This is a genomic window from Mesorhizobium sp. WSM4887 (genome assembly GCF_029625865.1).
Lineage (GTDB): Bacteria > Pseudomonadota > Alphaproteobacteria > Rhizobiales > Rhizobiaceae > Mesorhizobium.
This window is the reverse complement of the sequence record NZ_JARTVP010000016.1, coordinates 45,566-69,061: the sequence shown is the minus strand read 5'-3', so window position 1 is coordinate 69,061 and position 23,496 is coordinate 45,566. Positions and strand designations below refer to the sequence as shown.

Genomic DNA, 23,496 nt, shown 5'->3' with positions numbered 1-23,496 from the left:
ATTCTCAATGCAAAAGCACGCGACGCGCGAACCGAGTTCGCAAATGCAACTTGACACCTCAGATAGTCGCTCATCCGGCCGCTTCGCGGCCACCTTCTCCCACAAGGGGAGAAGGCGAGGTCTGCGCTTACTCGTCCGCCTTGAAGGTCTGCTTCTGCTGGCCCATGCCCTCGATGCCGAGCTCGACGACGTCGCCGGCCTTCAGGAACACCGGCGGCTTCATGCCCAGCCCGACGCCGGGCGGCGTTCCGGTGGAGATGATGTCGCCGGGATGCAGCGACATGAACTGGCTGAGATAGGAAACCAGATACTTCACGCCGTAGACCATCGTCTTGGTCGAGCCGTTCTGCATGGTCTTGCCGTTGACCGTCAGCCACATTTTGAGGTTCTGCGGGTCGGCGATCTCGTCCGTGGTCACCAGCCAGGGGCCGATCGGGCCAAAAGTGTCGCAGGACTTGCCCTTGGTCCACTGGCCTTGGCGCTCGGCCTGGAAGGCTCGCTCGGAAACGTCGTGCGCGACGCAATAGCCGGCAACATAATCCAGCGCGTCGTCCTCGCTGACATACTTCGCCGTCTTGCCGATGACGACGCCGAGCTCGACCTCCCAGTCGGTCTTGACCGAGCCGCGCGGGATGAGCACGTCGTCATCCGGCCCGACGATAGCCGAACTCGCCTTCATGAAGATGATCGGCTCCGGCGGCACGGTGGCGCCGGTCTCGGCAGCGTGGTCGGAATAGTTGAGGCCGATGCAGATGAATTTCCCCGTGCCGGCCACGCAGGCTCCGATGCGTGGGCTACCGGAAACAGCCGGCAGCGATTTCGGATCGAGCTTCGACAGCATCTCCAGCGAAGCCGGATGCAGCGCCGTGCCGGCGATGTCGGCGACATAGGCCGAAAGGTCGCGGATCGTGCCATCCTGATCGAGCAGGCCGGGACGCTCGCTTCCCATCTCGCCATAGCGCAGCAACTTCATCTTTTCTCTCCACCTTGCGGCCAAAGACCGATTTGCAAAACTTTCCGCCACGACCTCATGCGAAAATCGGGCGGACCCTAGCCATCAGCCTGGTACCCCGCAAGCGCGGACTCCACGCAGTAGGTCGGCAGGCTGGATTTTTCAGACTTTTCGATGCTTCCGATGAACGCGTAGCCCCGATCCGATCTTCCTGTTCGCCCACTAGCACTGCGAACCGCCCCCAATTTTCGAAACGGGCGTCAGATCGACCAGCCGCCATCAATATTGTAGGCCTGCCCCGAAGTGTAGGTGGCGCCCGCCAGATAGACGGCGAGATCGGCGATTTCTTCCGGCGTGCCCAGCCTTCCCATCGGCTGGCGGGCGATGAAGGCGGCGCGCGCCGCCTCATAATCGCCCTGCGCATGCATGCGGTCCTGCAGCGACGGGCTCTCGACCGTGCCCGGACAGATGGCGTTGCAGCGGATGCCCTTAGCCACATAGTCGGCGGCGACCGCCTTGGTCAGGCCGACGACCGCGGCCTTGGTCAGACCGTAGACGAAACGGTTCGGCACGCCCTTCTGCGAACTCGCCAGCGATGCCATGTTGATGATCGAGCCGTCGCCGCGCTCCAGCATGCCGGGCAGCACGGCGCGGATGGTGCGGATCATAGAGCGGACATTGAGATTCAGGGCGAAGTCGAGATCGGCATCCGTCATTTCGAGGATCGAGCCCGAATGGACGAAGCCGGCGCAATTGAACAGAACATCGACCGGGCCGATCTCGGCGAAGGCCGATGTCACGGCTGCGTCAACGAGCACGTCGAGTTTGCGGGTTTTTATGCCGGAAGTCTTGCCGAGTTGGGCCAAAAGCTGCTCGTTGATGTCGGTGGCATGAACGGTGGCGCCGGCCTTGGTGAAAGCCAGCGCGCTCGCCCGCCCAATGCCTTGCGCCGCCGCGGTGATGACGACCACTTTGCCTGCCAGATCCGCCATGCTTCCCTCCGGTGTCGCAAGCTTTCTTAGTGGCGGCCAGACGGGATGCAATGTGCCAGGCGAGCCTGACCGCTATTCCGCAGGCCAATTGTTTTTTCTGGTTAAAGAACACATGCCGATGCGTCAAGCCTGGAAGCCTGCGGCAAACGCGCCGAATTTGCGGCGCGAGTGTCGTCAAACCAGACCCGGTCTGGAACGCGCTTAGTCGCCGTAAGGCACCCAGACGTTCTTGACCTCGATGGCGCGGCGCAGGACGGCCTCGCCAGCCGCCTCGCTCGATGTCCAGTCGAGGCTGCGGCCATTGCCGGTCCAGACGCGCTTGAGGTTGCCGATGGAATCGGCCTCCGCCTTGGCGCAGGTGTCGGCATCGGCAAACACCCAGAGCCCATCGACGTCGTCGTGCTTGGCCAGAACGCCGCAGAGCTCGGCGCTGCGGCCGGTGACGATATTGATGGCGCCGGCCGGAATGTCGGAATATTCGATGACCTGGTAGAGATCCGTGGCTAAAAGCGGGTGACGCTCGGACGGCACGGCCACCACGGTGTTGCCCATGGCGAGCGCCGGCGCCACCAGCGAGACGAAGTTGAGGAGCGGCTGATTGTCCGGCGCAACGATGCCGACGACGCCCACGGGCTCGTGCAGCGCAAGCGTCACGGCGCGGGCCGGCGGCTGGTGGACGCGGCCCTCGAACTTGTCGGTGAGGCCGGCATAGAGGAACAGCCGCTCGATGGACTGCTCTACCTCCTCGCGCGCTGCCTTCGCCGTCACGCCGGTGAGTTGGACAAGGCGTGCAGCGAACTCATCGGCACGGCCCGAAAGGTTTTCCGCGAAGTAGTAGAGCACCTGGCTGCGGTTGAAGGCCGTCGCGTCCGGCCAGGCCTTGCAGGCGCGCGCGGCGGCGACCGCGTCGCGGATATCCTTGCGGTTGCCAAGGCCGACTTCGCCGGCAAGCTTGCCCTTGGCGGTGGCGACGGCCAGCGAGTAGTTGCCGTCCGGACGCACCTGCTTGCCACCGATGAACAGCTTTGCCGTGCGGTCGATGGCCATACCGTCAGCCTGCTCGACGACCTGCGCCGAGCCGACTGCGGCCGGCTTGATGGCGGGGCCGACCGGCAGCTTGGCGGCAAGATATTCGAACATCCCTTCCCGTCCGCCTTCGCGACCGAAGCCGCTTTCGCGATAGCCGCCGAAGCCGCAGGCCGCATCGAACATGTTGGTGCCGTTGACCCAGACGACGCCCGCCTTCAATTGCGGCGCGACATGCAAAGCGAGATTGACGTTCTCGCTCCACACCGAAGCGGCAAGACCGTAACGCGTGTTGTTGGCTAGCTCGATTGCCTCCTCGGTGTTACGGAAGCTCATCGTCGCCAGCACCGGCCCGAACACCTCCTCCTGCGCCAGGATATTAGCCGGCGAAACAGAGGTGGCGAGCGTCGGCAAGTGATAGTAGCCCGTCGTCGGCAAGGCAGCGTCCGGCTGCCAGCAAGCGGCGCCCTGCCTGGCGCCCTCGGCGATCAGGCCCTTGACGCGGTCGAGCTGCGTGCGGTCGACCAGCGGCCCGATGTCGGTGTTCTTGTCGAGCGGGCTGCCGACGCGCAGGCGGCTCATCCTGACCTTGACCTTGGCGATGAAGGCCTCCGCGATGCCTTCCTGCACCAGGAGCCGCGAGCCGGCGCAGCAGACCTGGCCCTGGTTGAACCAAATGCCGTCGACCAGTCCCTCGACGGCGCTGTCGAGGTCGGCATCCTCGAAAACGACGAAGGCCGATTTGCCGCCGAGCTCCAGCGACAGCTTCTTGCCCGATCCGGCGGTTGCCTTGCGGATGATCTTGCCGACCTCGGAGGAACCGGTGAAGGCGATCTTCTGCACGCCCGGATGGTTGACGATGGCGGCACCCGCCTCCGGTCCGCCCTGAACGATGTTGACGACGCCTTTCGGCACGCCGGCGCGCTCGCAGATCTCGGCGAACAGTATGGCGGTGAGCGGTGTGAATTCGGCCGGCTTCAGCACCACGGTGCAGCCGGCGGCAAGTGCAGGCGCGATCTTCCAGGCCAGCATCAGCAGCGGGAAGTTCCACGGAATGACCTGGCCGACGACGCCGACCGGCTTGTGGCCGGGAAAATCCTTCTCGAGCGTCTGCGCCCAGCCGGCATGATGGATGAAATGGCGGATCGCCAGCGGCACGTCGATGTCGCGGCTCTCGCGGATCGGCTTGCCGTTGTCGATCGATTCCAACACTGCGAACAGGCGCTGATGGCGCTGCATGGCGCGGCCGATGGCATAGAGCACTTTCGCTCTGGTGTAGCCCGAGGATGCCGACCATTTCGGCAGCGCCTTTGCGGCCGCCGCGACCGCGGCGTCGATGTCGCCGGCGCCGGCATCCGAGATCTTCGCCAGCAGCTTGCCGGAGGACGGCTCGCTGGTATCGAAAGTCTTGCCGCTTGCCGCCGCCTTCCAGGCGCCCTCGATGAACAGCGCCCTGGAAAAATCGCGGCCGGCGAGCCAGGCGTCGGCCTCGTTGCGGGCTTCCGGCGCCGGGCCGTACTCCATGGCGCGATAACGTTCTAGGATGTTCATGGGGTCGCTCCTTTACCCTTCCCCGTGTGGGGAGGGTCGATCGGCGAAGCCGATAGGGGTGGGGGTAAATGGCTAATGGTTTGGTGCATGGATCAGGCAGATTTGTTTTTCGACCCCCACCCCGCCGCTTCGCGGCGACCCTCCCCGCAAGGGGGAGGGGGGTGGCTCACGCCATCGCGTGGCGATGGTTGGCCGAATAGTGGCCGGTCAAATGATGTTCGAGCTGGCGCTCGATGTCGGTGAGCAGGCTGGAGGCGCCGAAGCGGAACAGCTGCGGCTCGAGCCAGGGCCGGCCAAGCTCTTCCTTCATCAGCACCAGCCAGTCGAGCGAGACCTTCGCGGTGGAAATGCCGCCCGCCGGCTTGAAGCCGATCAGATAGCCGGTCTCCTCGAAATAGGCGCGGATGGCGCGCACCATGGCGAGGCCGACGGGAAGCGTGGCGTTGACGCTTTCCTTGCCGGTCGAGGTTTTTATGAAATCGGCGCCCGCCATCATCGCCACCATCGAGGCCAGCATGACGTTGCGCAGCGTGGCGAGATCGCCCGTGCCTAGGATGACCTTGAGATGGGCGTCGCCGCAGGCGGCGCGCATGGCGACGATCTCGTTGAACAGTTCGCGCCATTTGGCGCCGTAAACCAGCCCGCGCGGGATGACGACGTCGATCTCGCCGGCCCCGTCCTTCACCGAGGCCTCGATCTCCTGCAGGCGGGTCGAGAGCGGCGCAAGGCCGTGCGGGAACGCTGTGGAGACGGCCGCGACATGGATGCCTGTGCCACGCACCGCATCCACGGCCGTGGCCACGAAGGGATGGTAAACACAAACCGCCGCGGGGCGGATCGTTTCGTCGGCGATGCCGAGGCCCTCGACGATATCCCGGCGCAGCGGATTGATCGCTTTGGCGCAGAGCCGGCGCACACGCTCGTCGGTGTCGTTGGAATTCAGCGTGGTCAGGTCCATGCAGGCGATCGCGCGCAGCAGCCAGGCGGCCTGGTTGTCGGCCTTGATCGAGCGCCGCTTGGTGAGGGTGGCGACGCGGCGCTCCAGCGCCGAGCGGTTGACGCTGCGCACGGATTCGAGGAAGCCGAGGTCCAGCTTCATGCCAGGATTGCGGGCAATGCCGTGCTCCAGCGGCATCGGCGTGTTGGCGGCGGCACGCGCCGGCAGCGGCATGATCTTGGACGCGCCTGCGCCGGCCTCGCGGATGGTGCTGCTCATCTCCTGCCCTTTCATTCAGCGACGTGCACTGAAGATAGCCCGCGAAGTTGTCCTTCACGAGTCCTTCAGTGGCTCATAGCGGAAAAAGGCGGCAAAAGCAGTAGGTTTTTGACCGCATGGTCAAAACACTGGGAGATGCCTCAGCCGACGAAGGCGCGCTCGACGACGAAGCTGGCGGGATGGCTGAGCGAGCCCTCCTGGAAGCCGAGGCTTTCGGCGAGCTCCTTGACGTCCTTCAGCATGTGCATCGAGCCGCAGATCATGATGCGGTCGGTCTCCGGATTGAGCTTGTCGATGCCGAGGTCGGAGTAAAACTTGCCCGAACCGATCAGGGCCGTGATCCGGCCCATGCGCGCCGACTCCTCGCGGGTCGTCGAATTGTAGAGCGTGACACGCCCGCCGGTCAGCTCGCCGATCAGCGGATCGGTCTCGAGCGCAGCCACCAGTTCCTGGCCGTAGGTGAGTTCGGCATTGTCGCGGCAGGTGTGGGTGAGGATCACCTGATCGAACTTCTCATAGGTGTCGGGGTCGCGCAGCAAGCTGGCGAAAGGCGCGATGCCGGTGCCGGTCGAGATCATGAACACGCGCTTTGCAGGCGTCAGCGCGTCGAGCACCAGCGTGCCGGTCGACTTCTGGCGCATGATGACGGTGTCGCCGACCTCAATCTTCTGCAACTCGGAGGTCAGAGGACCGTCCGGGACCTTGATCGAGAAGAATTCGAGCTCGTCGTCCCAGGCGGGGCTGGCAACGGAATAGGCGCGGAAGATCGGCTTCTCGGCATTGGGCAGCCCGATCATGACGAACTCGCCGGAGCGGAAGCGCAGCGACTGCGGGCGGGTGATGCGAAACGAGAACAGGCGGTCGGTGTAGTGCTTCACCGACACCACGGTCTCGGCATAGACATTGGCCGGGATCGGGAACTGCAGCGGCTTTGCGCCGGCGAGGTTCAACGCGGATGTCGTGTTCATCAAACCCAACTTTCCGGCGCGGACGCGAGGCGCTGGCGCCAAACTTTCTCGTGCGCGCCCGAACGGTCAGGTTCCGACGTGCTCTCTGCACACTCCCAAGCGGTAAGCTCTTGTGTCCGGAATTTATTAGTATACAAATGATCTTCAGGTCAAGATGGCAGCGTAAAACGGCTTTCCAAACCGAGGCATATCCGTAGTCCTGGCATTTCGGGTTTCGGCAATGAATGAGAAATTTTCGGCGTCGGCGGGAAGCGTGGTTGCCGGCATCGATGTCGGGGGAACCTTCACCGATCTGCTCCTGATCGACGGCAAGGCCGGCGGCAAGGTGCACATCGCCAAGACCCCGACGACGGTAGAAAATCAGGCCTTTGGCGTGGTCGCCGCACTTGGCGCGACCGGCTTTCCGGTCGAGGGCATCGACCTCATCGTGCACGGCACGACGACCACCACAAACGCCGTGCTGGAGCGCCGGCTGGCCAGGACCGGCATGATCACGACGCGCGGCTTCCGCGACGTGATCGAGCTTGGACGGCGCACGCGGCCGCAAGCCTATGGCATGACGGGCACCTTCGTGCCGGTCATTCCGCGCGATCTGCGGCTCGAAGTTTCGGAGCGCGTCGAGGCGTCCGGCGCGGTTCGCCTGCCGCTCGACGCGGCCGAAATGCGCGATGCCGTGAAAAAGCTGCTCGACGCCGGCTGCGAGTCGCTCGTCATCCATTTCCTGCATTCCTATGCCAACCCCTCGCACGAGCGGCGCGCGGCCGAGATCGCGGCGGAGCTCTGGCCGAACGGCCACATCACGACCGGCCATGCGCTGCTTTCGGAGGCGCGCGAATTCGAACGCGGCGTGACGGCGGCGGTCAACGCCTCGGTGCAGCCGATCCTGGAGCGCTATGTCGAGCGGCTGCGCAAGGAGCTCGCGGCGAAAGGCTATGCGCGCGACTTCCTGATCATGAACGGCAATGGCGGCATGATCTCGGCCCGCTTCGTCACGCAGGAATCGGCAAAGACCGTCATGTCCGGTCCGGCTTCCGGCGTCATCGCCGCCGCTTACACGGGAAAGCGCGCCGGCTTCGCCAACCTGGTGACCTACGATATGGGCGGCACCTCGACCGACGTGGCGCTGATCCGCAACGCCGAGCCCGCGGTCTCGAACGAGATCGAGATCGAATATGCGATGCCGATCCATGTGCCGATGGTGGCGGTGCACACCGTCGGCGCCGGCGGCGGCTCGATCGCGCGCGTCGACGCCGCCGGCCTGATCCAGATCGGTCCGGAAAGCGCCGGTGCCAATCCCGGCCCGATCTGCTATGGGCGCGGCGGCACGGAACCCACCATCACGGATGCCAATCTGGTGCTCGGGCGGCTGGCGCCGAAGAAGCTGCTTGCGGTCGACAATCCGGTCACTGTCGAGCGCGTCACCGCAATCTTCGAGGACAGAATCGGCAGGCACACGGGCCTTTCCGGCGTCGAGGCGGCCGGTGCCATCTTGAGGCTCGGCAACATGAAGATGGCGGGCGCCATCCGCATGGTTTCGGTGTCGCGCGGCCACGACCCGCGCGATTTCGCGCTGTTCGCCTTCGGCGGCGCCGGGCCGCTGCACGCGACGGCGCTAGCCCGCGAACTCGGCCTGCCGAAAGTGGTGGTGCCGGCACGCCCGGGTATCACCAACGCGCTCGGCTGCGTCGTCGCCGACCTCAGGCACGACTTCGTCAATACGGTCAACCAGCCGGTAGCGAGCCTCGACGAAGCAAAGCTTCGCGAGTTGTTGGAACGGCACCGAAACGAAGGCGAGTCGCTGATTGGCAAGGAAGCAGTGAAGCCCGATGCAATCCGCGTCACCCACTCCGCCGACATGCAATTCGTCGGCCAGACGCACATCATCAACGTGCCGCTGCCGTCATCCTCGGTTTCACGGGCGACGCTGCAGCAGCTGTTCGAAAAAGCCTATTTCGCGCGTTTCAAGGTTGAACTGCCGGAGATCCGCGCCAATCTCGTCAACCTCAACACCTCGGTGACGGGCGTGCGGCCGCAGATCGACCTGTCTCAGCTGATCGACCCGGCAGGACGCGCGGCGACGCTGGAGGAGGCGCGGCGCGAGATCCGGCCGGTCTGGTACAGCGGGCGCTGGCACGACACGCCGGTCTATGCGCGCGAAAGGCTGCCGCTCGACGCAGCAATCGAAGGGCCGGCGATCCTCGAGCAGATGGACGCCACCACCGTGCTTGAGCCCGGCGATCATGCGCGTTCGGACGCCGACGGCAACATCATCATCGACATCGGCGAGGCCTGACAATGGCAGTCGAAGGGGCAAAGCTCGACACGATCACGCTTTCGGTGCTGCAGGCCGCCCTGCAGCAAGTTTGCGATGAGATGGATTTGACGTTTTCCCGCGCCGCCTTCTCGCCGGTCATCGCCGAGGCCAATGACCGCTCCGACGGCATCTACTCCGCCCTCGACGGCTCGCTCATCGCGCAAGGCAGCCAGGGCCTGCCGGTGTTCGTCGGCGTCATGCAGTATTCGACCAAGACGGTGATCGAGATGATCGCCGACGGGCGCTGCCTGGCCCCCGAGCCCGGCGACATCTACATCGTCAACGACCCCTATCTCGGCGGCACGCATCTGATGGACGTGCGCTTCGTCATGCCGGTCTACCGCGACGGCAAAATCTTCTGCTGGCTGTCCAACACCGGCCATTGGCCGGATATCGGCGGCGCGGTGCCTGGCGGCTTCTCGGCCTCGGCCACCGCCGTCGAGCAGGAAGGTCTGCGGCTGCCACCGGTGAAGCTGTTCAAGAGGGGCGTGCTCGATCCCGAGATCTACGCCATCATCTGCTCCAACATCCGTGTCGCCGACCAGCGCATCGGCGACATCCGCGCCCAGGCTGCGGCGCTGCTGATCGGCCAGGACAGGCTCAATGAAATCCTGGATCGTTACGGCGACGAAACCGTCGTCGAGGCGATCGCCGAATTGCGCCGTCGCGCCGCCGACCAGATGCGCGCCGCGATCGCCGTCATCCCGGACGGCGTCTACCGCTCGCAGGCTTTTGTCGATTCCGACGGCGTGGTGAACGAGCCGCTGACCATCAATCTCGCCGTCGAGAAGAAGGGCGACAGCCTGACCTTCGATTTCGCCGGCTCATCAAAGCCCTGCGCAGGCCCGATGAACAGCGTGCTGGCGACGACGCTGTCATCAGTCTACCTCGCCATGCGCCATATCTTCCCCGAAGTGCCGATCAGCGCCGGCGCGTTCGAGCCGCTCAATGTCAAGCGGCCGGAAGGTACCTTCCTCGACGCCAAATATCCGCGGCCGGTCTCGGGCTGCGCGGCGGAGGTTTCGCAGCGTATTGCGGAGGCCGTGTTCGCGGCGATGGTGCAGGCCTTGCCGGAGAAAGTCACGGCGGCGCCCGCCGGTTCCAGCGGCAATTTCGCGCTCGGCGGCAACGACCCGGCACGCGGCCGCGACTATGTCATGTACCAGATTTCGGGCGGCGGCTATGGCGGCAATGCGGGCCATGACGGCTTGAGCAATGGATGCTCGACGATCGGCATTTCGAAGTCGCCGCCGGTCGAGATCATGGAGCAGGCGTTCCCGGTGCTCTACCGCCATTACGCGCTGCGCGAAGGCTCCGGCGGCGCCGGCAAACATCGCGGCGGCTTCGGGCTCGCCTATGAAGTCGAGATCCTGCGCGGCGAAGCGCGCGCGTCCTTCGTTATGGACCATGGCCGTTTCGGGCCGCAAGGCGCGCTTGGCGGCAGGGACGGCGCGCCGAACAGCGTGACCGTGTTTCGGGGCGGCGAAGCGCATGTGCCGCCGCATCTGTCGAAGGAGCAGGATATCGCGCTCAAGGCCGGCGACCGCGTGCGCGTCGGCACGCCCGGCGGCGGCGGCTATGGCGATCCGCGCGAGCGCGATCCGAAACAGATCGCCGAGGATGTCCGGCTCGGCTATTATACGCCTGAGCAGGCCAAGGAGATGTTCGGGGTCGATCCGGAGGTTTGATCAGGCCAGCTTCGCCAGCAGCCGCAAGAAGGTCGCGGCCTCCTTGGCCGTGAGCGGCGCCAGCGTTTCCTCGGTGATGGTGCGCGCAAGCGGGATCAACCGCTCGATCGCCTCGCGGCCTTCAGCCGTCAGATTGACCAGCAGCCGTCGCTTGTCGATCTCGTGCTTGGAAAGCTCGACCAGCCCGCGCGCCTTCAGCCGGTCGATGACGCCCTTTACGGTCGCGGCATCCATGGCGATCAGCGTGCCGAGCTGGTTCTGCGAGGTCTCGCCGATGTCGTAGAGCTTGGCGAGAGCGGCGAATTGCGGCGGCGTCAGATCGCCGATGTGGGAGGCGAAGATCGCCACATGGCGCTGATGCGCCTTGCGCAGGATGAAGCCGACCTGGTCCTGCAGATGGTAGTTGTTCTCGTCCAGCTCTTCGGCCTCGACCAGCCGCAGCAGATTGTCCTCGCCGCTCATCTCAAGCCGTCCCAAGCCTTGATGTCTCCGGCCGCAAGGCCGCCCATGCGGTTGTGGACGCGAGGGCCGCAGGTCATGGCGAGGCAGAACAGGATCTCGTCGGGACGCGGGCCGTCGCTGATGCCGACTTCCATCGCGTCGAAATGGCTGCGCACATAGGCGGCGTTGATATGGCCGAGCGGGACATCGAGCCGTGCGCCGACGGCGCCGACCTTCTTCGCCGATGGCACGATCGCCTTGGCGTCGCCGAGCCGCTCGCGCATGGCGTAGCCGCCGGGCACGTGCCAGAGCGCGCCGTGCTCCAGTTCGCCGGTACTGCCGACGATGGCGCCCTTGCCGTAACCGTCGATCTTTTTCACATTGCCGCCAAGGGCTGCGATCAGCCTGTCGGAAAGCAACAGCCCGAGCGGCTTCAGGTCCTCCATCGCGCCCTGCAGGTCCTCGACATATCGACCGGCAAACGGGTTCTTGACCACGGCGAGAGCCGCGGCGCGCAGGCGCGGCTCCTTCGCCGCTGGGCCGCCGTCGTGGAAGATCTCTTCGGTCAGAACCGCGACCTTGCGGATCGGGAATTCAGGCATGGGCAGTTTCCTTCGCTTTATGCTTGTTGGGCGCAGCAAGTGCCACGGAGCCACTGATGCGGGTTTGGCCGGCAAGGAACAGCGCCGACGCGGCGATCAGGCCGCGCCGGCGAAAATTTTCGGCGACGGCAAGGCCGTTGTCCAGCGCCCGGGCCACCTCGCCGGGCGCTAGCCCGCCGACGCCCTGCGTCACCAGCCGTTCGCCCAGATCGCTGTCGGGTGAAAGGTCCCGCGCGGGCACGCGATGAACCGCCGGGTGCCCAGGCAGATCGACCGCGTTGGCAATCAGCGTCGCCGCGGCATCCGCCTCGGCGCCGGTCCGCGCCAGCACGGTGACCGCGTCGGCGATGCCCAGCGAAAAGGACCGGCCGCGCCAGCCACTGGTGGCGACGCCGCGCACGCCGTCTTCTGCGCGGATCGTGATGTGGTCGGCCATGCCGTGCCCGGTGCCGGCGATCGCCAGCGTTATTGTCTCGCCCTTGGCGAGATGAATGGCACTGTCGCCGCCATTGTTGACGTAGGCGCGCTCGAGCCGGCGTCCGGCGAGAAGCGCGGCCAGAACTTCGTCGGCTACCGAACCCGCAACGGCGGCCATTGGCGTGATGAAGCTGTCCGCGAGCGGTGCGACCGCGGCCTCCATCCGCCGCGCGGTCGGACCTGCAAAAACGCGCGGCGTCAAAGACGCCGGACGGCGCAATTCGGGAAGCTCTTCGACCAGTTCGGTCAGGATCGTCTGGAAGCGCGCGACGGCCTGCACGCAGCCGGCGCGGCGTTCAGCTGCATCGCCAAAGGCCTCGATGATGAGGTCGATCGGCCCGTGGTTGAGATGAAGCCGCCTGCCGTCGGCGAGCCAATGCGCCTGCGGACCGTTCATCAGTCGGCGCCATTGGCCGGGGTGCGGCGCAATTGCGCCAACGGCGGCCAGGGATTGCCGGCCGGCGCGACGGCATTGCTGCGCGGATTAAGGTATTCGCCGCCTTTGGCAAGAATGTCCTCGACGCTGCGGATCTCGTCCTCGTAACCGCCGAGCCGGACGTAGTCGTCGCGGCGCATGGTGAATTCGATCGGCGCGACCAGCGCCGGCGTCGGCACATAACCGAATGCGTCTTCCGGCACGCGGGTGACATCGACCATCAGGGTGATGCCGCCGCCCGGCCAGACATAGACCGGCGCGCCGCCGACCGTCACATAGGTCTTCAGGCCCTGAACCGAGCGGGTGAGATTGACCGGGTTTTCGGTGACGCCGGCGCGCAGCGAGCCGCCCGCGCCGCCGACGAAGAGCACGGTGCACAGGGCCGGCTCGCAATTGTCCTCGATCAGGCCGACGGATTTCTGCAGCCGCTCCGGGAACGGTTTTTCGACCGGCCTCAACTGATCGTCCAGTTCGTAATAAGCGAACTGTTCGCCCGTGGTCGAGACCATCAGCAGCGACAGGCCGGGGCGAGCACCCTTCTTGGCGTTCCAATCGCCCAGGATCGACAGCGGATCGGAGATCGTCGTGCCGCCCCAGCCGAGACCGGGCTCCGAAACCTTGAAGTAGCGGCCGGGCGTCGAGCGGCGGCCGATGATCTTTATCCCGGTATCCTCCCAGCCCAGTACCTTGCCGGCCTGATGTTCCGACACGACCCCGGTGATATGGTCGTCGACCACCACAACCTCGTCGACGAGCCCGCGCCATTGCGTGGCGAACATGCCGATGGTGGCCGAGCCGCAGCCGACGCGCATGCGATGCTCGATCTTGCCGTCGATGACCGGCGCCTTGCCAGCCTCGACAATGACCGTCGCACCGCCGTCGATGGTGAGCTCGACCGGCTTCCTGTTGCAGAGGTTGAGAAGCGCGTCGCAAGTCGCGCGGCCTTCAGCCTTGGAGCCGCCGGTCAAGTGATGCACGCCGCCAAGCGACAGCATCTGCGAGCCATATTCGCCAGTGGTGACGTGGCCGATCGCCTCGCCTTCCGAGCGCACCGTCGCCGTCTCGTCGCCGATGTGGCGGTCCGTATCGATCTTCACCTTGACGCCGCAATAGGAGAAGATGCCCTCGGTGACGACGGTGACGAGATCGACGCCCTCGACCTCCTGGCTGACGATGAAAGGTGCGGGCTTGTAATCCGGGTAGGTGGTGCCGGCCCCGATCGCGGTGACGAAGCGGCGGCCGGTGTTGACCAGCTCGCCACCCCACTCCTCGCCCTCGGCGACGAATGGCACGACCGCGCCGCCGGTCTCGGCCGCGTGGTCGAGGATGGTCAGGGGATCCATGCGCACGATGCGCCCGCCGACATTGCCGTAGCGGTCGCAGGCGCCGGTGCGGCCGTCGGCGATGTAGCACATCACCGGACAGGCATCGCAGCGGATCTTCTCCGCCACCTGCTTCTCACCGGGATCGTGGGTTTCGAAACGTTCGGCAAGCTCGCTCATCGGCGCGCCTCCTTTTCGCGGATCGCCGCCAGGATGCGGCTCGGCGTCGCCGGCACTTTGGTGACCAGCACGCCGGTGGCATGTCGGATGGCGTTGAGGATCGCCGGCGCGGTCGGGATCAGCACATGCTCCCCCAAACCCTTGGCGCCGAAAGGTCCTTCCGGGTCCGGAACTTCCACCAATATGTGCTCGACCGGCGGCACGTCGCCGATGGTCGGGATGAGGTAGTCGTGCAGGTTCTCGGTGCGGCCGGGGATATATTCCTCCATCAGTGCCATGCCGATGCCTTGCGCGATGCCGCCCTCGATCTGCCCCTCGACCAGTACCGGGTTGATGGCCTTGCCGACATCATGCGCGGCGGTGATCTTGAGCAGCTTCACCGTGCCCAGCTTGAGATCGACCTCAAGCTCGGCGATCTGGGCGCCATAACCATAGACGGCGTAGGGCTTGCCCTGGCCCTTGGCGTCGAGCGGCAGCGTGGGCGGATCGTAGGTCTCTTCCGCGACGAACACCAAGCCATCGGCATCGATCTTCAGTGTACGCAGATCGATGCGTCGCGTCGCATCCACCTCGCGGATGGAGATGCTTGCGCCGTCGAGCGCGATCGTTGCTTGATCGGACACATTGGCGAAACGCAGGATCTTTTCGCGCAGCGCGCGGCCCGCCTTCTCCGCCGCCTTGCCGGTGACAAAAGTCTGGCGCGAGGCGGATGTCTTGCCGGCGTCGGGCGTGATGGCGGTGTCGGCGCTCTTCAGCCTGAACTTGTCCAGCGGCAGGCCGAGCGCGTCGGCGCAGATCTGGCTGATGACCGTGTTGGAGCCTTGGCCGATGTCGACGGCGCCCTGGTGCAGCACGACATCTCCGGAGGCCGAGACGCCGACCTTGATCGTCGAAGGATTGGGCAGCGAGGTGTTGCCGCAGCCATACCAGCAGGAGGCGACGCCGACGCCGCGCTTGCTTGCCGTGTTGATGGCGTTGAAGGCTTCCGCATCGCCAAGCGCGCGCGCCCAATGCTGCTGAAGCCTCTCCAGGCATTCACTGATGCCGACGCCCGACTCCAGCCGTTGGCCCGTGACCGTTTCGCAGCCGTTTCGAAGGCAGTTCTTCAGCCGGAAATCGAGGCGATCCATGCCAAGCTTGCCAGCGAGCGCGTCGTAGAGCGTTTCCTGCATAATGGTTGCCTGCGGCACGCCGAAGCCGCGGAAGGCGCCGGCGATCGGGCCGTTGGTATGGATGGCCCTGCCCGTCGCCCGATAGTTCGGCGTCTGATAGGGGCCGGAGGCATGCACCGGCACGCGGTTGGCAACCGTCGGGCCCCAGCTTGCATAGGCGCCGGTGTTGAAATCGCCCTCAAAGATCATTCCGGTGACGCGGCCCTCGGAATCGGCACCGATGGTCGCCTCCATTTCGGCCGGATGGCGCTTGGTGGTCGACATCATGGATTCGTTGCGCGTGTAGGCGAGTGCCGCCGGCCTGCCGGTCTTCATCGCCACAAGGCCGATCAGAGGCTGAAGCGAGACATCGAGCTTCGAGCCGAAGCCGCCGCCAGTGGCGGTCGGCACGATGCGCACCTTTTCGACCGGGAGGCCTAGCACCTTGGCCGTGTCGTCGCGATCCATGTAGGGCGCCTGGGTGCAGGCGACGATGACGAGCGTGTCGCCATCCATGTAAGCGAAGCCGGCCTCCGGCTCGATATAGGCATGCTCGACGAAGGAAGTCTCGATGGCGCCGGAGACGGTGACAGCAGCGGCGGCAAGGGCACCGTCGGGATCGCCACGCTCGACATAGCCGGAGGTGAGCAGGTTCGCCGGGCGATGCCGGTGGATCAGCGCCGCGCCGTCGGCTTTCGCCTCACGGGGCTGCAGCACATGCGGCAGCTCCGTCCAGGCGATCGGAAAATCCGTCAGGTCGAGGTCGAGGATGGCTTCGCGCTCGCCCGCCACCAGAGCCACCGCCTCGCCGCGCAGGCGCGCGAAACCTTCGGCGAGAGCCGGCTGATCAGCAAAGGGGCCGATGACCCCGAAGCAGTTCTTGCCCGGAATGTCGGCGGCGGTGAAGACGCCGGCAATGCCGGGAAGCGCTTTGGCCCAGGCGTCGAGATCCCCGAAGCTGAAACCGGCATGATAGTAGGGCGAGCGGACGACCAGCACCGACAGCGCGTCGTGCGGAAAGGAATCGCCGCCGAATTTTTCGTCGCCGGTAACCTTCGGCACGCCGTCGAGCCGGATCGGCGAGGCGCCGACGGCGCGGCCGACCTCCGGCAGGCGACGGTCGAAACCGTCCATATGCTGCGAGGCATGCATCACCGCCGCGACGATTTTCCGATACCCCGTGCAGCGGCAGAGCACGCCGCCCAGCGCATCCTGCGTCTCGGCCTCACTCGGCGTTGGGTTGCGCTCCAGCAGCGCGGTAGCCGCCACCAGCAGCCCCGGCGTGCAGATGCCGCATTGCGCGGCGCCGTGTTCGAGGAAGGAGGCCTGCAAGGCCGACAACCTGCCGTTGGCGAGGCCCTCGACCGTCGTGACGGCCGCGCCGGAGACCGAGGCCGCCGGCACAAGGCAGGCGCAGACGGGATTGCCGTCGACCAGCACGGTGCAGGCGCCGCAATCGCCGGCGTCGCAGCCGACCTTGGTGCCGGTCAGCCGCAACTCGTCGCGGAGAACCTGCGAGAGCCGCCGCACCGGCGGCACCGACACGCTGACAGCCGCGTCGTTGACCTCGAAGGCAATGTCGGTGCGCTCCATTGTCATGCGGCCACCTTGCCTTCGCCCAGGCTGGTCGCAGCGCACACTGCGCGGACAACGATCTCGCGCGCCGCATGCTCCCGGTATTCGGCGCTGCCGCGCACATCGGCGATTGGCGACAGTTCGTCGATCGGCGCGGACAGCACCGCATCGGCGAGCGCGGCGGTAACCGGCTGGCCGCGCAGGGCCGCCTCGACGCCGGCAAGACGACGGGCGACGGCGGAGCAGGCGCCGACAGCGATAGCAGCATCGGCGACCACGCCATCTTCGATCACGAGACGCGCCGCCGCCATGGCGATCGAGATCACGAGATAACGCCGCGCGCCAAGCTTGACGAAGGCGGACGAGCCGACAGCCGAACGTTTCGGCACACGAATGGCGGTAACCATCTCGTCCTGCTGCAGCGCCGTGCGGCGATTGCCGAGAATGAACCCGCCAAGCGGCAGGTAGCGCGTGGCTTTCGCCGACCGCAATTCGACTTCGGCATCGACCACCTGCAGCGCCGGAACGCCGTCGGCGGCGGGCGAGGCGTTGCAGAGATTACCGGCGACCGACGCGACGTTCTGGATCTGGACCGAGCCGACTTCGCGCGCGGCCGCCTTCAGCGCATCGAACGCCCTGGGCAGGTTGTGGCGCACGACGTCGGTCCAGGTGGTGCGGGCGCCGATCCACCAATAGTCGTCCGTCTCGGCGATGCCGCGCAGCGCGGCGAGACCATTGATGTCGAGAATGTTGTCGCGGAATGGTTTCGCGCCCTGCGCCGGATAGAAATCGGTGCCGCCGGCCAGAATGCGCCAGCAGTCCTCGCCAAGCAGAGCGAGCGCCTCGTCGACCGTGGTGGGTTTCGCGTAACGGATCACGCTTTGCCTTCCCAGAAAGGGGCCTTTCCGAGGGAATCTGCCGCCGTCCAGCCGGGCAAATTCATTCGTATGCAAATGATATCAACTTCGCCGCGATTGTCAAAGCGAAGTGGTCGGCCACGGCTTTGTTATGCCTGTGGAGGTTGACGCAGCCGGCCATCTGGTCAAGGTTCCGTGTCCGGTCGCGTCAACTGGAGCCCAAGCCGAGAAAGAAGGGAGGCCGCATGGCCGACGAAGCGCTCATCGTCATCGACCTGCAGAACGACTTTTGCCCCGGCGGCGCGCTGGCCGTGGCCGGGGGCGACGAGATCGTGCCGCTGGTCAACGACCTGATCCGGCGGACCGATCACGTGATCCTGACGCAGGACTGGCATCCGGCCGGCCATTCGAGCTTCGCTTCCAGCCATCCAGGCAAGCAGCCCTTCGAAGCGATCGAGATGCCCTACGGGCCGCAGACGCTTTGGCCGGATCACTGCATCCAGGGCAGCCTTGGATCCGATTTCCATTCCGGGCTCGCCTGGACCAAAGCGGAACTGGTCATCCGCAAGGGTTTCCGCACCGCGATCGACTCGTATTCGGCTTTCTTCGAGAACGACCACACGACCCCAACCGGCCTTGCCGGCTATCTCAAGGAGCGCGGCATCGACACCATCACCTTGGTCGGCCTGGCCACCGATTTCTGCGTCGCCTTCTCGGCACTCGATGCCGCCAAGCAAGGTTTCAAGACGACGGTGCGGCTGGATGCCTGCCGGGGCATCGATCTCAACGGCTCGGTCGGCACGATGCTGAAACGGATGCGCGAGGCCGGGGTGATGCTCGAAGATCACCTTTCGGACTGACCGCGCCGTGAGGCATCGAGGGGGCTTTGCGACATTGGCGAAGGCGCTGGCGGCAACCATGACGGCCGCACTCCTTCTCGCCTTTCCACAAGCGGTTTTCGCAGCCGAGGCGCATGAGCTGCCCGGCGCGGCGATGTCGCTCTGGTGGGCGCTGCCCTTTGCCGGCCTGTTGCTGTCGATCGCGACCGGGCCGCTGCTGTTCCATCATGTCTGGGAGCATCATTACGGCAAGATCGCCGCCGCGTGGGCGGCACTTGCCGTGGTTCCGCTGGCGATCGCTTTCGGCATGCCGGCGGCAAGCGAGGCGGTGCTGCACACGCTGCTCACCGAATATCTGTCCTTCATCATCCTTTTGTTCGCGCTGTTCACCATTTCCGGCGGCATCCTGGTCGCCGGCAACATCCACGGCACGCCGCTGGTCAATTCAGGCTTGCTGCTGATCGGCGCGATCCTCGCCTCGGTCATCGGCACGACGGGCGCCTCGATGATCCTGATCCGGCCGATGCTGCGCGCCAACGATAACCGCCCGTTCAACGCGCATGTGGTGATCTTCTTCATCTTCCTGGTTTCGAACATCGGCGGCTCGCTGACCCCGCTCGGCGACCCGCCGCTCTTCGTCGGCTTCCTGCGCGGGGTCGACTTCTTCTGGACGACCGCGAACCTCTGGCGCGAGACGCTGTTCACCGGCGGGCTGGTGCTGATCATCTTCCTGGCGCTCGACATCGTGCTGCATCGCCGCGAGGGCGGCTTGCCGAAGATCAAGGACCCGACACCGGACACGAAGGTGCGCCTGCGCGGCCTCGCCAACCTGCCGCTGCTGGCCGGCGTGATCGGTGCGATCCTGCTTTCCGCCAGCTGGAAGCCGGGCATCAGCATCCCGATCCTCGGCATCGGCCTGGAACTGCAGAACCTGGTCCGCGACGCGATCATCCTGGCGCTGGCCTTTCTGTCGCTCAAAGTCTCGTACAAAAACCACAGGCAAGCGAACGGCTTCAGTTGGGGGCCCATCGCCGAGGTGGCGAAACTGTTTGCCGGCATCTTCATCTGTATCGTGCCGGTTATCGCCATCCTGAGAGCCGGGCACGATGGCGCGCTGGCGCCGCTGGTTTCGCTGGTCACCTCGGCGGACGGCCAGCCTGACGATCTCGCCTATTTCTGGCTGACCGGAGCGCTGTCGTCCTTCCTCGACAACGCGCCGACCTATCTGGTGTTCTTCGAGCTTGCCGGCGGCGACGCCAGGCACCTGATGACGGAGGCGGCCTCCACGCTCGCCGCGATCTCGGCCGGCGCCGTGTTCATGGGCGCCAACACTTATATCGGCAATGCGCCGAACTTCATGGTCTTTGCTATCGCCAGACATCGCGGCTTCAAGGTGCCGGGCTTCTTCGGCTACATGGCGTGGTCCGGCCTGGTGCTGATCCCGACGTTTTTGATCGCGGGGTTTTTGTTTTTTAGATGAAGCGGTGCAGAGCTTTACCTCCCCTTGTGGGGAGGTCGGGCCAGGTCCGGGTGGGGGTCGGCGCCAGCTCCCGCTGCTTCGCAGTGACCTTCAGCCCACGCCCACATAGCGCCGAACCGCGGAGGGGTCGGCGCGCAGTTCCTCGACATCGACGGTCTCGCGGTTGCGGCCGTTCTCGATGAATGAGATGCGGTCGGCGACCGACAGCACGGCGTCGACGCGCTGCTCGACCAGGATCGTCGAGACGCCCAGATCGCGCAGCTTCGCCACCGTCTCGCGGATCTTGGCGATCATCGACGGCATCAGCCCTTCGGTGGGCTCGTCGAGAAGAAGCACCTGCGGCTCGAGGCAGAGCGCACGCGCCATGGCAAGCATTTGCTGCTCGCCTCCGGAAAGCGTGCCGGAGCGTTGCTTCAAGCGCTCTCGCAACAGCGGGAAAAGCTCGACGACGCGTTCCCGCGTCGCCTTGCCCTTGCCGCGGGCCATCAGGCCGATCTCGACGTTTTCCGCCACCGTCATGTCGGCGAATAATCGCCGGCCCTGCGGCACATAAGCGACGCCCGTCTTCGGCACGTCATGCGCGGCAAGCCCGGTCAGCTCCTTGCCGGCCAGTCTGATCGAACCGGCAGCGGCCGGAACCAGCCCCATGATCGCCTTCAGCGTCGTCGTCTTGCCGGCGCCGTTGCGGCCGAACAGGCAAAGCACTTCGCCCTTGTTGAGGACAAGGTCGAGCCCGTAGAGCACCTGCACCTCGCCGTAAAAACAGTCGAGGCCGGAAATGGCGAGCAGCCCGCTCTCGGTGCCGGGGAGATCAGCCATGGGTCGCTCCCAGATAGGCATCCTGTACCTCGGCATTGGCGCGGATCTGCTCGGGCGTGCCCTCAGCGAGAATCTTTCCCGAATTGAAGACGGTGATGCGGTCGGCAAGCTGCATGACCACCGGCATGTTGTGCTCGATGAGCAGCACGGTGGCATGCTTGGCGATCTCGCGCACCAGTAGGACGAAATTGTCGATCTCGCTGTCGGCCAGCCCTTGCGTCGGCTCGTCAAGGATCAACAGGCGCGGCCTCAGCGCCAGGCCCATTGCCACCTCCAGCAGGCGCTGGTGGCCGTAGGAAAGCTGGCCGGCCGGCGTGCCGGCGCGGTCGGCGAGGCCGGTGCGTTCCAGCGCCGCCATGACGCCGCTCCTCACCTGCCCCTTCGAGCGGCCGTCGGTCAGCGTGCGCTGCACCGGCAACGCGACATTGTCGTAGGCCGTGAGATTGGCGAAGACGCTGGTGATCTGGAAGGTGTAGGCAACGCCGAGGCGAACCCTTTTGTAAGCCGGCATGGTCGTGATGTCGGCGCCGTCGAAGACGATCATGCCGGAGGACGGCTGGATGCGGCCGCTGAGCAGACTGACGAAAGTTGTCTTACCGGCGCCATTGGGGCCGATGATGGCGCGGATTTCGCCCGGCATCAGCGCGAAATCGACGCCGTCGACGGCGCGCAAGCCCCCGAAACGGCGCGAAAGACCCTTGGTGGTGAGCAGCGGCATCACGGCAACCATCCGAGCCAGCGCTGGCGGACGCTGCCCAGAACGCCCTTCGGAAAGAAGAGCACCAACACGATCAGCGCCACGCCGACGATCAAAAGATAGGCGGAGGTGAAGCCGCTGGTGATGTCGGTGACATAATACATGAACAGCGTGCCGATGAGCGGCCCGAGAATGGTCGCGGCGCCGCCGAGCAGCACCCACAGCAGTGGCAGGATCGAATACTGCACCGACGCGAAGCTCGATCCAATATAGCCGAACAGCAGCGCGTAAGCCGCACCGGACGCGGCGCAGATGGCGCCCGAGGCAATGACGGCGACGAGCTTGTTGGCGACGGTGTCGTAGCCCAGCATCTTCGTGCGCTCCTCATTCTCGCGAATGGCGACCAGCACGCGGCCGAAGCGGGAGCGAACGACGGCAAGCGTGATGAGCAGCACGACCGAGAACAGCGCCAGAGCGCTCATGTAGCGCACAGTCGGATTGGTCAGGTCGAGCGATGCGCCGCCGATCGCGATTATTCTCGACGGCTGCTGGATGACAAGGCCCTGGTCACCGCCGGTCCAGGCGGCGAAATAAAGGATGAGCAGATAGAAGACCTGCGCGAACATCATGGTGACGATCATGAAGGCCACACCCGATGTGCGCAGCGCGAGCAGGCCGATGACCAAGGCAAGCAGGGCGCCGCAGGCAACCCCGGCGACGAAGGCTTCCGGCACGCCCCAGCCCAATTGATAGACAGCCAGCCCGGCACCATAGAGGCCGGCCGAGAAGAACATGGCGTGACCGAGGCTGAGCAGGCCGACATAGCCGAAGAGCAGGTTGTAGCCCATGGCGAAGACGGCAAGCGCCATGATGCGCGCGAACAGGCCCTGATGATAATCGGGCAGGACGAAATTCAGCGCGAACAGGAGCGCGATGACGCCGATATGCAGCGCGTAGGTCTTCGCGGGGGAAGCATCCTTCATCGTGCCGTCGTCCCGAACAGGCCTTGCGGCCGGAACACCAGCACCATGGCGACCACCAGCGTGGCGATGATCTTGGCCAAGGTCGGCGAGAAGAACACCGAGACAATGCCGTCGGAGAGGCCGATCAGAATGGCGGCGACCACCGTGCCGCGCAATGAGCCGAGGCCGCCGATGATGACGACGATGAAGGACAACAGCAGCGGGTCCTGCCCCATCAGGTAGTGCGCCTGGCTGATCGGCACGATCAGCACCGCCGCGATTGCCGCCAGCATGGCGCCGATGACGAACACGCCGGCATAGACACGCTCGACGGGGATGCCGAAGGCCTGCGCCGTCTCGCGGTCATACTGGGTGGCGCGCATGATCAGGCCGATTTTCGTCCGTGTCAGCACCAGCCAGGTGATCACCAGCAGAACCGCGGAGGCGGCAATGACCGAGAGCTTGTAGCCTGAATAGCCGAACCACGGCAGCAGGATGCGGTAGTTGAAGGGCGGCTCGACCGGGCGCGCTTCCGGGCCGTAGAAGGTCAGCGCCAGCTGCTGGATGATATAGAGCATGCCGATGGTGGCGACGATGGTGCCTTCTGGATTGTAGTTCAGCCGGCGCAGCACCAGCCATTCGGCAAGAAACGCGACCAGCCCGACCAGCAACGGCGCGATCACCAGCGCGGCGACGAAGCCGATCGCGGGATGGCCGGAAATCGCCGTCGAGATCGCCCAGGCAAGCACTGCGCCCAACATGAAGAACTCGCCATGCGCGACATTGACGATGCGCATGACGCCGAACACCAGCGACAGGCCAAGCGCCGTCAGCGCCAGCACGGCGGACGTGACGAGGCCTTCCAGGGCGGCGAGCAGGAGGTGGGGTCCGAAGTGCATGGGCTAGATACCGGCGGATGCGCGAGGCATCCCCCACTGCCCTGCCGGACTG

Annotated in this window: 19 protein-coding genes; 4 read left to right on the top strand and 15 right to left on the bottom strand. The window is 65.5% G+C overall.

What is annotated here, in order from left to right:
- Positions 1-127: 127 nt before the first annotated feature.
- The 5 genes from P9230_RS30240 to P9230_RS30220 form a co-directional block, all read right to left on the bottom strand.
- Positions 128-973, bottom strand: a complete 846-nt coding sequence (locus P9230_RS30240) for a fumarylacetoacetate hydrolase family protein (RefSeq protein ID WP_095799123.1) — start codon at positions 971-973, stop codon at positions 128-130.
- 239 nt (positions 974-1,212) lie between these two features.
- On the bottom strand, positions 1,213-1,944 hold the full coding sequence (locus P9230_RS30235; protein WP_278121581.1) for an SDR family oxidoreductase: 732 nt from the start codon (positions 1,942-1,944) through the stop codon (positions 1,213-1,215).
- 201 nt (positions 1,945-2,145) lie between these two features.
- A complete protein-coding gene (locus P9230_RS30230) occupies positions 2,146-4,521 on the bottom strand; it encodes an aldehyde dehydrogenase family protein (RefSeq protein ID WP_278121580.1) in 2,376 nt (791 codons plus the stop codon).
- 166 nt (positions 4,522-4,687) lie between these two features.
- Positions 4,688-5,737: a deoxyribose-phosphate aldolase gene (gene deoC, locus P9230_RS30225; protein ID WP_278121579.1), complete on the bottom strand. Its 1,050-nt coding sequence runs from the start codon at positions 5,735-5,737 to the stop codon at positions 4,688-4,690.
- A 140-nt stretch (positions 5,738-5,877) separates the two neighbouring features.
- The gene (locus P9230_RS30220) at positions 5,878-6,705 is read right to left on the bottom strand and encodes a ferredoxin--NADP reductase (protein ID WP_066996144.1); all 828 of its coding nucleotides are present in this window, start codon (positions 6,703-6,705) and stop codon (positions 5,878-5,880) included.
- 220 nt (positions 6,706-6,925) lie between these two features.
- Between P9230_RS30220 and P9230_RS30215 the strand changes: the two genes are divergently transcribed.
- Together P9230_RS30215 and P9230_RS30210 are read left to right on the top strand one after the other, a co-directional pair.
- Positions 6,926-8,998: a hydantoinase/oxoprolinase family protein gene (locus tag P9230_RS30215; protein WP_127403797.1), complete on the top strand. Its 2,073-nt coding sequence runs from the start codon at positions 6,926-6,928 to the stop codon at positions 8,996-8,998.
- A 2-nt stretch (positions 8,999-9,000) separates the two neighbouring features.
- Positions 9,001-10,707, top strand: coding sequence for a hydantoinase B/oxoprolinase family protein (locus P9230_RS30210; RefSeq protein WP_278121577.1), 1,707 nt, complete (start codon positions 9,001-9,003; stop codon positions 10,705-10,707).
- Here P9230_RS30210 and P9230_RS30205 read toward each other — a convergent pair whose 3' ends face one another.
- From P9230_RS30205 to P9230_RS30180, 6 genes are read right to left on the bottom strand one after another with little or no spacing between them, the layout of a single operon-like run.
- Positions 10,708-11,169 carry a MarR family transcriptional regulator gene (locus P9230_RS30205; RefSeq protein ID WP_067324022.1) on the bottom strand — a complete coding sequence of 154 codons (462 nt, stop codon included), beginning with the start codon at positions 11,167-11,169 and terminating at the stop codon, positions 10,708-10,710.
- Positions 11,166-11,750, bottom strand: coding sequence for an amino acid synthesis family protein (locus P9230_RS30200; protein WP_278121574.1), 585 nt, complete (start codon positions 11,748-11,750; stop codon positions 11,166-11,168). The genes P9230_RS30205 and P9230_RS30200 overlap by 4 nt, the downstream gene beginning before the upstream one ends.
- On the bottom strand, positions 11,743-12,624 hold the full coding sequence (locus P9230_RS30195) for a UPF0280 family protein (RefSeq protein WP_278121573.1): 882 nt from the start codon (positions 12,622-12,624) through the stop codon (positions 11,743-11,745). Before P9230_RS30195 ends, P9230_RS30200 begins: the two co-directional genes overlap by 8 nt.
- The gene (locus tag P9230_RS30190; protein WP_278121571.1) at positions 12,624-14,165 is read right to left on the bottom strand and encodes a 6-hydroxynicotinate reductase; all 1,542 of its coding nucleotides are present in this window, start codon (positions 14,163-14,165) and stop codon (positions 12,624-12,626) included. Before P9230_RS30190 ends, P9230_RS30195 begins: the two co-directional genes overlap by 1 nt.
- Positions 14,162-16,915 (bottom strand): molybdopterin-dependent oxidoreductase, encoded by a 2,754-nt coding sequence (locus P9230_RS30185; protein WP_278121569.1) that lies wholly within the window; start codon positions 16,913-16,915, stop codon positions 14,162-14,164. Before P9230_RS30185 ends, P9230_RS30190 begins: the two co-directional genes overlap by 4 nt.
- A complete protein-coding gene (locus tag P9230_RS30180; protein ID WP_127247894.1) occupies positions 16,912-17,769 on the bottom strand; it encodes a xanthine dehydrogenase family protein subunit M in 858 nt (285 codons plus the stop codon). Before P9230_RS30180 ends, P9230_RS30185 begins: the two co-directional genes overlap by 4 nt.
- A 224-nt stretch (positions 17,770-17,993) precedes the next feature.
- Between P9230_RS30180 and pncA the strand changes: the two genes are divergently transcribed.
- Together pncA and P9230_RS30170 are read left to right on the top strand one after the other, a co-directional pair.
- Complete coding sequence (gene pncA / locus P9230_RS30175) at positions 17,994-18,608, top strand: bifunctional nicotinamidase/pyrazinamidase (RefSeq protein WP_066996170.1); 615 nt, start codon at positions 17,994-17,996, stop codon at positions 18,606-18,608.
- A 58-nt stretch (positions 18,609-18,666) separates the two neighbouring features.
- Complete coding sequence (locus P9230_RS30170) at positions 18,667-20,067, top strand: sodium:proton antiporter (protein WP_278121567.1); 1,401 nt, start codon at positions 18,667-18,669, stop codon at positions 20,065-20,067.
- A gap of 90 nt (positions 20,068-20,157) precedes the next feature.
- Here P9230_RS30170 and P9230_RS30165 read toward each other — a convergent pair whose 3' ends face one another.
- From P9230_RS30165 to P9230_RS30150, 4 genes are read right to left on the bottom strand one after another with little or no spacing between them, the layout of a single operon-like run.
- A complete protein-coding gene (locus P9230_RS30165) occupies positions 20,158-20,886 on the bottom strand; it encodes an ABC transporter ATP-binding protein (RefSeq protein ID WP_278121566.1) in 729 nt (242 codons plus the stop codon).
- The gene (locus P9230_RS30160; protein WP_067324686.1) at positions 20,879-21,607 is read right to left on the bottom strand and encodes an ABC transporter ATP-binding protein; all 729 of its coding nucleotides are present in this window, start codon (positions 21,605-21,607) and stop codon (positions 20,879-20,881) included. The genes P9230_RS30165 and P9230_RS30160 overlap by 8 nt, the downstream gene beginning before the upstream one ends.
- Positions 21,604-22,566 carry a branched-chain amino acid ABC transporter permease gene (locus P9230_RS30155; protein WP_095799110.1) on the bottom strand — a complete coding sequence of 321 codons (963 nt, stop codon included), beginning with the start codon at positions 22,564-22,566 and terminating at the stop codon, positions 21,604-21,606. Before P9230_RS30155 ends, P9230_RS30160 begins: the two co-directional genes overlap by 4 nt.
- Positions 22,563-23,444 carry a branched-chain amino acid ABC transporter permease gene (locus tag P9230_RS30150; RefSeq protein WP_278121563.1) on the bottom strand — a complete coding sequence of 294 codons (882 nt, stop codon included), beginning with the start codon at positions 23,442-23,444 and terminating at the stop codon, positions 22,563-22,565. The genes P9230_RS30155 and P9230_RS30150 overlap by 4 nt, the downstream gene beginning before the upstream one ends.
- Between the last annotated feature and the right edge of the window lie 52 nt (positions 23,445-23,496).